The sequence below is a fragment of the Microbispora sp. CA-135349 genome, assembly GCF_050947365.1.
Lineage (GTDB): Bacteria > Actinomycetota > Actinomycetes > Streptosporangiales > Streptosporangiaceae > Microbispora.
Genome location: NZ_CP192001.1, coordinates 6,428,441 through 6,440,996, shown reverse-complemented (window position 1 = coordinate 6,440,996; position 12,556 = coordinate 6,428,441). Strand labels below are relative to the sequence as shown.

Annotated in this window: 9 protein-coding genes; 4 read left to right on the top strand and 5 right to left on the bottom strand. The window is 71.9% G+C overall.

Annotation, left to right across the window (positions count from 1 at the left end; all coding sequences use genetic code 11):
- Nucleotides 1–233 precede the first annotated feature (233 nt).
- Nucleotides 234–1,232, bottom strand: coding sequence for an isopenicillin N synthase family dioxygenase (locus tag ACQPZZ_RS29575; RefSeq protein WP_432924450.1), 999 nt, complete (start codon nt 1,230–1,232; stop codon nt 234–236).
- Between the two features lie 182 nt (nt 1,233–1,414).
- Here ACQPZZ_RS29575 and ACQPZZ_RS29570 point away from each other — a divergent pair, with 182 nt between their 5' ends.
- Nucleotides 1,415–2,839 (top strand): sensor histidine kinase, encoded by a 1,425-nt coding sequence (locus ACQPZZ_RS29570; protein WP_432924448.1) that lies wholly within the window; start codon nt 1,415–1,417, stop codon nt 2,837–2,839.
- 36 nt (nt 2,840–2,875) lie between these two features.
- Here ACQPZZ_RS29570 and ACQPZZ_RS29565 read toward each other — a convergent pair whose 3' ends face one another.
- Nucleotides 2,876–3,694: a DoxX family membrane protein gene (locus tag ACQPZZ_RS29565; RefSeq protein WP_432924446.1), complete on the bottom strand. Its 819-nt coding sequence runs from the start codon at nt 3,692–3,694 to the stop codon at nt 2,876–2,878.
- A 77-nt stretch (nt 3,695–3,771) separates the two neighbouring features.
- Entirely contained in the window at nt 3,772–5,361 is a 1,590-nt protein-coding gene (locus tag ACQPZZ_RS29560; protein ID WP_432924444.1) for an MFS transporter, read from the bottom strand.
- 237 nt (nt 5,362–5,598) lie between these two features.
- Here ACQPZZ_RS29560 and ACQPZZ_RS29555 point away from each other — a divergent pair, with 237 nt between their 5' ends.
- Nucleotides 5,599–7,947, top strand: a complete 2,349-nt coding sequence (locus tag ACQPZZ_RS29555; RefSeq protein ID WP_432924442.1) for an AAA family ATPase — start codon at nt 5,599–5,601, stop codon at nt 7,945–7,947.
- 100 nt (nt 7,948–8,047) lie between these two features.
- The gene (locus tag ACQPZZ_RS29550) at nt 8,048–9,751 is read left to right on the top strand and encodes an ABC transporter family substrate-binding protein (RefSeq protein ID WP_432924440.1); all 1,704 of its coding nucleotides are present in this window, start codon (nt 8,048–8,050) and stop codon (nt 9,749–9,751) included.
- 15 nt (nt 9,752–9,766) lie between these two features.
- On the opposite strand, the gene ACQPZZ_RS29545 is transcribed toward ACQPZZ_RS29550, so the two are convergent.
- Both ACQPZZ_RS29545 and ACQPZZ_RS29540 read right to left on the bottom strand, forming a co-directional pair.
- Entirely contained in the window at nt 9,767–11,269 is a 1,503-nt protein-coding gene (locus ACQPZZ_RS29545; RefSeq protein WP_432934589.1) for a hypothetical protein, read from the bottom strand.
- 202 nt (nt 11,270–11,471) lie between these two features.
- Nucleotides 11,472–11,726, bottom strand: a complete 255-nt coding sequence (locus ACQPZZ_RS29540) for a hypothetical protein (RefSeq protein ID WP_363643118.1) — start codon at nt 11,724–11,726, stop codon at nt 11,472–11,474.
- Between the two features lie 133 nt (nt 11,727–11,859).
- Here ACQPZZ_RS29540 and ACQPZZ_RS29535 point away from each other — a divergent pair, with 133 nt between their 5' ends.
- Nucleotides 11,860–12,426 (top strand): HhH-GPD-type base excision DNA repair protein, encoded by a 567-nt coding sequence (locus ACQPZZ_RS29535; protein WP_432924438.1) that lies wholly within the window; start codon nt 11,860–11,862, stop codon nt 12,424–12,426.
- The last annotated feature ends 130 nt before the right edge of the window (nt 12,427–12,556 follow it).

Genomic DNA, 12,556 nt, shown 5'->3' with positions numbered 1-12,556 from the left:
CACAGGACGTTCTCCAGGCAGATCAACGCGACCAGCAGGACGACCGGCGCGCCGAGGTGGGCGGCCGACGACCACAGGCCGATCGGAACGGTCGCCGCGGCCGGCAGCGCCGCGGCGACCCGTACGACGGGCCGTCCCATCCCGAGCACCCGGCGGAACCACAGGCCGCCGAGCAGGGCCGAGCAGGGCCGCGACGATCGGCGCCGCCCCCGGGTGGCCGTCGGTCGCCCAGGTCAGCTCTCGCCCGGTGTGGGCGGCAGGACCCGCTCGCCGAGCCGTGGGAAGACCTTGGCGACCTTCGCGAGCAGGTAGTCGCCGTACGTCCCGGTGAAGGCCCGCAGGTCCAGACCGTCCCAGCGGGCGCGGCCCCCGTCGCGGGCGGGCAGCGAGGGCAGCGGCGGCACCTCGCAGTCCCAGCCGGGGTCGAAGAAGAAGGGGAACGACAGCCTGCTCCGGCCCGTGTCGTTGCGCACGCGATGCGGGGTCGACCGGTAGAGGCCGCCGGTCAGCTTGTCGAGCATGTCGCCGATGTTGCAGACCAGCGTGCCCGGGATGGGCGGCGCCTCGATCCAGCCGCGTGCGGTGTGCACCTGGAGGCCCGGATGGTCGTCCTGGAGCAGCAGCGTCAGCAGGCCGTAGTCGGTGTGCTCGCCGACCCCCCACTCGTCCGGCCCGGCGTACGCCGGGGGCGGATAGTGGAAGATGCGGAACAGGGTCGTGGGTGTGGCCGTGTAGCCGGCGGCGAAGTAGTCCTCGTCGAGACCCAGGCTCAGCGCCACGCCCCGCATGACCGCCTGTCCCACCCGCGTGAGGGCGTCCATGTAGGCCAGCACGGCGGGGCGCAGTTCGGGCACCTCCTCGGGAAAGAGGTTGCGCCCGTGCAGCGGCCGATGGTCGTGGTCGAGTTCGGCGCCGAAGTAGACGCCCTCCTTCAGATCGGGCCGGCCGGAGGTGAGCTCGCCGCCGACCGGGAAGTATCCGCGCCAGGCCCGTCCGCCCCGGTCCATGGAGATGCGCGCCTTGTGTTCCTGCGGCAATCGGAAGAAGCGGGCGGCGGCCTGCCGGAGCCGGACGATCAGATCCCCGGGAACTCCGTGACCGCTGAGGTAGAAGAAGCCGCTGTCCAGACAGGCGGCCTCGATCCGGCGCGCGACCTCGGCACGTTCCCGGTCCGTCCCGGGGCCGGTGAGGGCGGCCACGTCGATTACCGGCAGTGCTCCGGTGGCGTTCATACCCCCATATCCCACCACCCGGGAGGGTCGTCCGGAAGGCTTCTTTACCCGCTTGCCGATCGTGTTGCGTGCGCGAGTATTTTGGCCCAACATGCCCAGCACGTCCATTTTGTTCCGTTACCGACCAATAACGACATTAAGGGTAAATTTCTTAGGCGTGGTCAGTAGGACCGCGCTCGTAAGTGGGCGATCACGTGGGTTTCGGGGATCAATGGTCGATCAGGAGTCGCATCGCGCTGTTCACCGGCACGGTGGTCGCCCTGCTGTGCGTGGGATTCTCGATCGTCCTGGTGTGGGCGCTGCACATGACAGCCGACGACAGCCTCATGCGCGAGGTGACGGCGGCGAACGGGCGGGTCGCCTACCTCGTGGACCACGGAGAGACGGGGAGCGCGCTGCCCGCCGACCCCTTCGGGCGGGACAGGCCGACCCAGGTGGTGGATCCACAGGGCCGGGTGCGTGCGGCGACGCCGGACATGGCCGGAAAGCCGGCCATGGCGTCCTTCCGTCCCCGGCCGCCGCAGCGCAGGGCCTCGCGGGAGGTCTGCGACGGCGTCTTCGCCGCGCACGGGTGTCACATCGTGGTCGCGCAGCAGGTCTACCGTGACGGCGGGGACTGGACCATCTACAGCGCCGCTCCGGTCCAGGCGATCCGCGTGCCGACGCCCCTGCTGGCGGGGCTGGCCGCGGGATCGGCGCTCATCACGGCCGCCGTCGCCTACGGCACCCGGCGCAGCGTCAAGCGGGCGCTCATACCGGTGCGGGCCATCCGGGCCGAGCTCGACGAGATCAACGCCTCGGACCTCGGGCGGCGGGTGCCGGTCCCGGAGGCCAAGGGGGAGATCCACGACCTCGCGCAGAGCGTCAACTACACGCTGGACCGGCTGGAGGAGACGCTCGAACAGCAACGGCGCTTCACCTCGGACGCGTCCCACGAGCTGCGCAGCCCGATCACCGCGATCCGCGCCCAGGTGGAGGACGCGCTGCTCGCCCCGCAGGAGTCCGACCTGCGGGAGGTGGGGCAGGCCGTGCTGAAGAGCCTCGAACGGCTCCAGGCGATCGCCGCCGACCTGCTGACGCTGGCCCGCCTCGACGTGGGCGCGCCCTGCGAGCGCGAGCCGCTGGACCTCGGCCGGCTCGTGGCCACGCAACTCGACACCCGCCGCGCGGTCAGGAAGGTCGTGCCTCGCCTGGCTTCCGGCGTGGTCGTCCGGGGAGACAGAATCCGGCTGGGCCGCCTGGTCACCAACCTGCTCGACAACGCCGAGAGGCACGCCGCCAGCACCGTACGGCTGGAGGTGCGGCGCGAGGTCCCGCCCGACGGCGACCCCCGTTTCCGTTCCGGCGTGGCCGTGCTGGAGGTGCTCGACGACGGTGCGGGCATCGCGCGGAACCAGCGTGAGCTCGTCTTCCAGCGGTTCACCCGGCTCGACACCGCCCGCAGCAGGAACGCCGGGGGCGCGGGCCTGGGCCTGCCCATCGCCCGGCAGATCGCCGAGAGCCACGGCGGCAGCCTGACGATCACCGACAGTCCGCGCGGCGCCTGTTTCCTTCTGCGCCTGCCGCTGTCCGGAAGCCCTGACCTCGCTGACCCGCCCGGCACGTAACCGCCCGGGGTCGCCCCGGCGCGGCGCGGTTCCGGTTCAACGGGCAGGGGGCGCCTCCGTCCGGCTGTCCGCGGTCGTGTCGTCATCCCGTCTCGTACGCCGCTGGCGGGGCGCGGCCTTGCGTACCGTCGTGGTCTCGGCCTCCCCGCCGGGCCGGTTCCCCGCCGTCGCGGCGGCGGAGCCCGTACCCGCTTCGGATCCGGCCGCCGCGGGCGGCCCCGCGGACCCGGGCGAATCCCCGGACGGGGCGGGCGCGGGCCGCTCCTTGGAGGAGGGCGTGGAGCCGGAGGGAGCGGCGGACCGGGCCGGTGACCCGCCCGCGCCGGGCTCGCCGGGCCGCGGCGGGCGTAGCGCCGCGATGACCGCGTCGGCCTCGGCGTCGGCCCGGGCGTCGGCCCGGGCGTCGGGGTCGGCGAAGGCGGCGGCGAACTCCCCGGCCGCCTCGGCGTCGCGCCGTTTGATGACCACCATGTGGTCGGCCGAGATCCGGCCGGCGCCGGTCACGGCCAGCAGCACGGAGGCGGCCCCGAGGGCCACGATCAGTTCGATGTCGCCGCCGGTGAGCGGCAGGCCGGTGTCGCCGGCCGTGAGCACGAACACCGCGAGGGCCTCGGCGAACAGCAGCAGCCCGACGACCGGTACGGCGAGTCCCGCGATCAGCAGCGTGCCGCCCACGAGTTCGGTCAGCATGGTCACCGGCGCCCACACGTGGGGCAGCGGGGCCTGCAGCGCGGTGAACTGGTCCGCGGTGGCGTTGAGACCGGCTTCGAGCTTCTGCCAGCCGTTGGCGAAGAAGATGCCGCCGACGCCCATGCGGGCGGCCAGCGTGGCCAAGTCGTGCAGGGTTCTCTTCACGGCGTTCTCATCCTGGGGTGGGGGGTGACTTGCCCGGAGACTTTCCCGCCTGCGCCGCCCTCATGCGCCCGGCCGGCTCAGGTCCGTACGCCGCCGGGCTCCTCGGCGTCGTCGCAGGACGTGGGGGGAAGGCGGCGGGGGAGCAACAGGGCCACGGCCAGCGCGGTGAGCGCGAGCAGCGCCACGCTGACGACGATGGTGGAGTGCAGCGCGGTGACGAAGGCCGCGCGGGCGGCGCCCAGCAGCGCGGCCCCGGTCGCGCCGGTCTCGTCGGCCACGTGCGCGGCCGCGGCCAGGGACTCCCGCGCCTGTGCCATGAGCCCGGCCGGGATTCCGGGAACCGTCCCGAGAGACGGGGCGTACACGATCGTGGTGATCGTGCCGAGGACGGCGATGCCGAGGCCCGCCCCGAGCTCGTAGGCCGTCTCCTCGATCGCGGCCGCGCCGCCGCCCCGCGACTCGGGCGCCGAAGCCATGATCGTGTCCGACGCCGCGAGCAGGGCGACCTCGACGCCGAAGCCGATCCCCACGAAACAGACGGACAGCATCACCGGGTGCTGCTCGGTGCCCCACGTCAGCACCGGAGTGAGGGACAGCGCGGTGAGGGCGAGCCCGCCGCCGACCGTCCCGCGCAGCCCGACGCGCCCCAGCACGTACGCGGCGGTCAGGCCGCCCGCGATGGCCGAGACCATGAGCGGCAGCATCCGCACGGCGGCCTCCAGCGGCGACAGCCCCAGCACGAGCTGGAGATACTGCGCCAGCATCAGCTCCAGCCCGACCAGCGCGAAGATGGCCAGCAACACGCAGCCGACGCCGGTCGCGAAGCCGCGCTGGGCGAACAGCCCGATGTCGAGCAGGGGGAAGGCCAGCCGCCGCTGCCGCCGGACGAACCAGACGAGCAGCGCGACGCCGGCCAGGAGAACGGCGAGCGAGGGCCCGCGGCCAAGGACGTGCCCCGACCCCGCCTCCTTCAGCCCGCACGCGACGGCCAGGATGCCGAGGGTGGACAGCACCGCGCTCAGCGCGTCCCACGGATGGTCCGCACGCCGCGGCGAGGCCGGCAGGATCCGTACGGCGAGCGGCAACGCGACCAGCAGCAGCGGCACGTTGATGAGGAAGACCGCGCCCCACCACAGGTGCTCGACGATGACCCCGCCGATCAGCGGCCCGACGGCCGCGCCCGCGGCGGCGACGGCGCTCCACACGCCGAGCGCGATCGCCCGCTCGCGCCGGTCGGTGAAGACCTGCCGGATGATCGAGAGCGTCGCCGGCATGATCATGGCGCCGCCGACGCCGAGGAAGGCCCGCGAGACGATGAGCGCGAGCGGGGTCCCGGCGAACGCGGCCGACAGCGAGGCGAGGCCGAACACCACGTAGCCGCCCAGCACGAAGGGCCGCCTGCCGTACCGGTCGCCCAGCGTGCCGAATGTGATCAGCAGCGGAGCGACGACCAGCGAGTAGACGTCGATGATCCACAGGAGCTGCACGGACGACGGCTCCAGGGCCGCGGTGAGCGCCGGGACGGCGATGTGCAGCACGGTGGCGTCGACCGCGATCAGGAGCAGGCTGAAACACAGGAGCACGAGCACCGACCACCGGCTTGCACGATGCTCGCGCAGGGCGCCCGCGCCCCGGACGGTGGCGGACTCGACGGAAACCATGATCATAGAACCGCTCAGTGCTCCCGTCCGAAAACTCCGGCCCGCTGGAACATGCGTGGCAGCTTAGGCCATGAGAAGCGGATCTCTCAGCCCTTCCGGTGATGTCGGGAACATATCGCCGGATTCGTATCTCCCCAGGTGATCAACCGGAGAACGGCGGCGTGTGTCGTGCACCGCGCCGCATGGGTCCACCCATTCCGCGCGCGCGTGCGGTATAACCGGGGTCGAAGCGGGGAGGCGTCGATGCGGGACTCCGACAGGGCACGGGCGGCGAGCCTCTTAAGCCGGACTGCGGCACGTGATCTGTTCGAACAGGTGCGTTTCCGCTATTTCCAACTTCCGCCATTCGCGCGGCGCGCGCTGTTCGTGGTGCTGCTGGTCGCCACCATGGGAGCGGCCGCGGCGCTCAACTGGTCGCTGGCGCCCACGTTCATCTACACGTTCCTGGCGCTGTCCTTCCTCGCGCTGGCGCTCAGCTATCCGCGCGCCGCCGCGACCGTGCTCGTGCTCGCCGGATGGGGTCTGCTGCTGCCGCTGTTCATGGGCGTGTTCGGCGTGCAGTCGATCGCGCCCGGCCTGCTGATGCTGCTGGGCGCGCTCACCGGTGGCGCGGCCCACCTGATCCGGTGGGTCCCGCCGTGGCTGACGACGCTCATGTCCCTCGCGCCCGCCGGGGTCGTCGCGCTGTCCCTGTCGCCGCTGTCGCCGTCCGCGGCCCTCTGGGGCGCGTACGGCGTGGCCGCCGCGATGCTCCTCTACCGCCTGGTGCTGGCCCGCAGGGTGCGCGGCGAGGCGGAGCGGTCGGCGGCGGGCGCCGAGGCCCAGGTGCAGGAGCGTGGGCGGGCCGGCGGCCACCAGCCCGCCGCGGCCGGGGCGGGCGCTCCGCCGCCCATCACGGTCGAGCAGGCGCTCGCGGAGCTCGAGTCCATGATCGGTCTCGAGCCGGTCAAGGAGCAGGTGCGCGCCATCGCGGCGTCGATCGAGGCCGCCCGGCTGCGCAAAGAGGCGGGCTACGCCAACGAGCGGCCGATGCGCCATTTCGTGTTCGTCGGGCCTCCCGGCACCGGCAAGACCAGCGTCGCCCGGTCGCTCGCCAAGATCTTCTACGCGTTCGGGCTGCTGGAGACGCCGTTCGTGGTCGAGGCGCAGCGGGCCGACCTCGTGGGGGAGTACCTGGGGGCGACGGCGATCAAGACCAACGAGCTGATCGACCGCGCGCTCGGCGGCGTCCTGTTCGTCGACGAGGCATACAGCCTCATCAACTCGGGCGACGGCCAGCCCGACCGGTTCGGCGCGGAGGCCGTGCAGACGCTGCTCAAGCGGGCCGAGGACGACCGCGACCGGCTCATCGTCATCCTGGCGGGCTACGAGCGGGAGATGAACGACTTCCTCGCGTCCAATCCGGGGCTGTCGAGCCGCTTCGTGACCCGCGTGCGCTTCCCCAGCTACAGCCCGGCCGAACTTCTGGAGATCACCGAGGCGCTGCAGCAGCGCCGGGGAGACCGGCTCGCGCCCGAGGCCCGTCCCGTGCTGCGGCGGCTGTTCGAGGACGTGGACCGCCGCGGGCTCGTCGACGACCTCGGCAACGCCCGCTTCGCCCGCAGCCTCGCCGAGGCCGCCGCGCAGGCCCGCGACGTGCGCGTGGTGAGCGCGGGAGGGGCGCCCCGCGGCGAGGACCTGGTCACCACCAACGCCGACGACGTGACCAAGGCGTTCAACGAGATCACCGCCAGATACCGCGGCTACCAGGTCACGCCGACCCTGGACGACGCGCTCGCGGACCTCGACAGGATGGCCGGCCTCGAACCGGTCAAGCGGCAGGTCCACGCGATCACCGCTCAGCTCAAGGTGGCCAGGATGCGCCAGGAGCAGGGCCTGCCGGTCCCGTCGCAGATGCGGCATTTCGTGTTCGTCGGTCCTCCCGGCACCGGCAAGACGACCGTCGCGCGTATTCTCGGCCGGATCTTCTCCGCGCTGGGCCTGCTGGCGCGGCCCGACGTGGTCGAGGCGTCGCGGGCCGACCTCGTCGGCCAGCACCTCGGCGCGACCGCGATCAAGACCAACGAGCTGGTCGACCGGGCGCTCGGCGGCGTGCTGTTCATCGACGAGGCCTACGGCCTGGTCAACACCGGCTACTCAGGGGGCGACGCCTTCGGGGCCGAGGCGGTGCAGACGTTGCTGAAGCGCGCCGAGGACGACCGCGATCGCGTCGTCGTCATCCTGGCCGGCTACGAGCGCGAGATGGACGCGTTCCTGGCGACCAACCCCGGCCTGGCCTCCCGGTTCAACCAGCGCGTGTCGTTCCCCTCCTACTCGCCGGTGGAGCTGACCGAGATCGCGGAGCTGCTGGCCGCCGGGAGCGGCGACAGGTTCGACGCCTCCGCCGCGCGCGACCTCGCCGACGTCTTCGAATGGGTCTGCCGGGAGAGGCTCATCGACGGCCTGGGCAACGGCCGCTTCGCGCGCTCACTGTACGAGCGGGCCGCGCTGCGGCGCGACGTCCGCCTCGCCGAGCAGGGGTCGGCGAACGCCGCCGAGCTGACGACGATCACCAGCGAGGACGTCCGCAGCGCGGTAGACGAGTTGTCCTGATCTCGTAGGGAGACTCCGGACGCGTGTCCCGATGGCCGCCGGCCGTCACTTCCTGCTACTAATCGACTGCGTATGGTAGCCGGAGGGATCGGAGAAGCACGTGAGAGCACGATGGCCGGTTGCCCTGGCCGCACTGGCCGCTCTGTGGGCCGCCGGCGCCTGCGGCGTGCAGCGGGGGCCGGGCGAACCGGACAGCGGGCTCGCCCCCTCCCCGGTCAAGGCGTACGACATCAACCCGCTGCCGCGGGACAAGGTCAAGGACGGCGGCACGCTCCGGTGGGGGCTCACCGACTTCCCCGCGCAGTGGAACCGCAACCACGTCAACGGCGACACCACCGCCGTCAAGGCGGTGACGGACGCGCTGATGCCGCGCACGTTCCGGTCGGACGAGCGGGGGCGGCTGACCATCGACACCGACTACGTGACCAACGCGAGGATCACCGCGACCTCTCCCCGGCAGGTCATCACCTACTCCATCAACCCCAAGGCGAAGTGGTCGGACGGCAGGCCGATCACCTGGACGGACTTCGCCGCCCAGTGGAAGGCCATGAGCGGCCGCGACCGGGACTACCGGGTCGACTCGACCATCGCGTACGAGAACATCCAGAGCGTGGCCCGGGGAGCGAGCGACCGCGAGGTGGTGGTCACCCTCGCCCAGCCGTTCAACGAGTGGCAGTCCCTGTTCACGCCGCTGTATCCGAGCACCACCAACGCGACCGCGGCGGCGTTCAACGCCGACTGGATCAACCGCATCCCGGTGACCGCGGGGCCGTTCCGGGTGGAGCGTCTCGACGCCAAGGGCAGGACGGTCACGCTCACGCGCGACCCCGCCTGGTGGGGCAGCCGGGCCAAGCTGGACGGCATCGTGTTCCGGACCGTGCGTCCCGACCAGATGGTCCACGCCTTCACCAAGGGGGACGTGGACGTCTTCGAGGTGGGCCCGTCCCCCGACGACTACGCGCGGGTCAGGGAGGCGTGGGACGCCGTGATCCGGCAGGCCGCGGGCACCCAGTACCGGCAGTTCACCTTCAACGGGGAGAGCCCGGTCCTGGCCGACGTGCGCGTGCGCGAGGCCGTCGCGGCGGCGCTCGACCGCCGCGGTCTCATGCAGGTGGACCTGAAGGGCCTCGGCTGGCCGGCCGTCACGCTGGACAACCACTTCCTCATGAACAGCCAGTACGGCTACCACGCCAACGCCGGGGAGATCGGCGCGTACGACCCGGGGCGGGCCGGGCGGCTGCTCGACCAGGCGGGCTGGAAGATGTCGGGCAAGACCCGCGTGAAGAACGGCAAACCGCTCACGCTGCGCTTCGTCGTCCCCGACGGGATCGTCATGAGCGGGGTCGAGGCCGACGTGGCCCGGCAGATGCTCCAGCGGGTCGGCATCCGGGTCGAGGTGCGCAAGGTGTCCTTCGACGACTTCTTCGGCAAGCACCTCATCCCCGGCGACTTCGACATCACCGCCTTCGCCTACCCGAGCACGCCCTACCCGGTGTCGAGCGTCTTCGACGTCTACGCGAACGGCGAGAGCGGCGGCCGGGGCGACGACGTCGAGTGGTACTCCAACCTCGGGCGCAGCGGGAGCAAGCAGATCGACGACGCCATGTACCGCGCCGGCAGCACGCTCGACGCGGCCAAGGTGCCCGGCCTGCTGAACGAGGCCGACCGGCTCGTCTGGGACAAGGTCAACGTGCTGCCGCTCTACCAGTGCCCACAGGGCGTGGCCGTGCGGTCCGCGCTGGCCAACATCGGGGCCAGCGGGTTCTTCGACCTCAGGTACGAGGACATCGGCTTCGCCTCGTGAACGGCGGTCGTGGCGTCAGGCGGGAGGCTCGTCGGGGATGTCGGCGATGTCATCCAGGGCGGCGGCCAGCTCGTCCGGATGGTCGCCGATCCGCTCGGCGATCTCGATGAGGACGTGCAGCACGTCGTGCCGGTCGTGCCCGAGGTCGAGGAGGCGCTGGGCGGCCTCCCACAGCTGCGGCGGGTCGCCGACCCATAACCGGCCCGCGATCTCCTCGTGCCAGGCGAGATGCTCCTCCAGGTCCGTACGGCCCAGCTCGTCGGCGTGGTCGATCTCCAGCAGGATGCGCCGGTCGGCCTCGTCCGCGGGGTTCAGCAGGTCGAGGTCGGTCGAGCCGCGCATGCCCTGCAGCAGGGGAAACGCGAACGCGCGCCGGGCCAGCGCGGACAGGTCGCCGTCGGGCAGCAGCCGTTCCACGAGGGAGCGGTCCAGCCCGAAGGCGGCGGGGTCCCGGTAGGCCTCGGTGAACCGGGCCGTCGCCTCCCAGACCGCGTCGAGCGTGGCCCGCACGCCCTCTTCCGGCAGCCCGATCCTGGGGCCGGCGAACCGCACCCACGCCGACAGCACGTGCGGCATCGCGTCCTGCTCCGCCGGAGTGAGCAGGACCTTACGCGGCAGCCAGTCGAGCAGGAACGTCTCACACTTGGTCGGGCTCACCCGCATCGGCCGGCCGAAGTCCCGGTCGCAGCCGTAGTCGATGATGTGGTCGGCGCAGCGGGAGGCGGCCGAGGGGTCCGACAGGTTCTCCGCCGCGTCCGAGGCGAGGAACTCGGCCGCGAGCATCGCCCGGCGGTCGCGGCTGTAGGGGGCCTCGGTGTGCGCGGGGGCGGGCCGCATCCGCCCGGGCGGCAGCGCCTTGACGCGGGCCCGCGCGAACGCGTGATAGGCGCTGTAGCTGTCGCTCACGAGCTTCGGGCCCGTGCGGCTGTGCGCGGCGGCCCGGGTGGCCTTCATCGCGAACTCCAGCAGCGCGCGCGCCTGCTGCGGCTCCAGCTCCTCGAACCGCAGCAGCGCGTTGCCGGCCGCCTCCAGCCTGGCCTGCTCAAGCAGCTTGTCGACATGTGACGACACCCAGGCGTCGCGGGCCATGCCGCCCATGTTGTAGTCGACGACCACGACCAGCGCGTGGCTGTCCTCGCCGTTGTAGGCGAACGTGCACACAACGGTGTCCTGGTCGCCGTACACGTCCCTGGAGACGTAGCAGCCGGTCGGTTTGACGGCGCCGACGCGGTCCGCCCAGCGGGGCCGGGCGACGTCGGACTCCATCAACGCGAGCGCCGCTCCCTCGGCCTTGGCCGCCTGCCGGGCGGTGCCGAGGTAGGCGACGGATATGAGCAGGGTGAGCGCGGCCGGCGTGCCGGCCTTGGCCGCGTAGTCCACCAGGCCCTCGCCGAGGATCTGCTCGACGTCACCGCCGCGCAGTCGTCTGCCCCACCAGGCGCCGAGCATGTCGGAGACCATGAGCTCCGCGTCCAGCGGGCTGCGCACGGCGAGCAACTCCCTGGCCGCCAGCAGCATCTCCGCGAACACGTCGTCCGGCGGCCGGGTCTCCCGGGGGTCACGTCGGCGCCGGCGACTCACGAGATCTCGCTCCGCTCGCTCACGGTCACCACCTTCTCGCATTCCCGCCGTGAAGGGCATCAGGAACACGGGCCGGTGACTTCCCCGTTATCTGCCGCTCCAGCCTACGGCGGCGGAGGCGGAGGCGTCGTACGCCGCCTCACCTCCGGGAAGGCGGCGCCGAGTTGACCATACCCAGGAGGTGCTCCCTGGCGACCCGTTCGACGATCTCCGGGGTGACGTCGAGCCCCAGATGCTCGCCGCAGGCCCAGGTGTCGGCGACGCAGCGGGCGACTGCGGACAGGGGGACGGTCAGGAATTCCGCGGCCAGCCGGTCGGTCACGAGTTCCACCGGTTCACGGAGGCTCTGCTCCGGTGTCGGGCCGCCACTGATTCGTGCTGCGAGTATGGGCATGGACTGCATTCCTCGCTGAATGGGGACCTGCCGCCCCTTATTCCACCTCTTTCCCCGGCGGTGTCAACCCTTGGACGGTCACCTCCTCCGGCAGGTCACCTCCTTACCTGCCGCCGCGTGGGAAGCTTGGCCCATGCGTATCCGGCTCGCCCAGGATCCCGAGGCCGACGAGCTGCTCGGCCGCAGCCCCCTCGCACTGCTCGTCGGCATGCTGCTCGACCAGCAGGTGCCACTGGAGCGGGCCTTCGCGGGGCCCCGCGCGATCGCGAACCGGCTCGGCCGCGACCTGGACGCGCGTGAGATCGCCTCCTATGATCCTGACCAGTTCGCGGCCCTGCTCGCGGCGACGCCCGCCGTTCACCGCTATCCCAAGGCGATGGCGGCCCGCGTCCAGGCGCTCGCGACCTATCTCGTCGAGCACTACGATGGCTCGGCCGAGAAGGTATGGGAGGATGTCCGCGACGGTGCCGAACTGCTGCGCCGGCTGCTGGCCCTCCCCGGGTTCGGCCGGCAGAAGGCCCAGATCTTCCTGGCCCTGCTGGGTAAGCAGTGCGGTGTGCGCCCGGACGGCTGGCGTGAGGCTGCCGGGCCGTACGGCGAGGAGGGGGTGCACCGGTCGGTGGCCGACGTCGTGGACGCCGAGAGCCTGCAACTGGTTCGCGCGACCAAGCAGGAAGCGAAGCGGGCGGCCAAAAAGTAGGCCGGATCTTCCTGCGCGGGGCGCCGGTCTTTTGACAGGATGCGTTGACCGCATGGTGGGCGGGGCTTCCGTCCGCGTATGCCGATCGCCCATGATGTAGGGCAGATCTGCGCTACCAATCACAGTTATG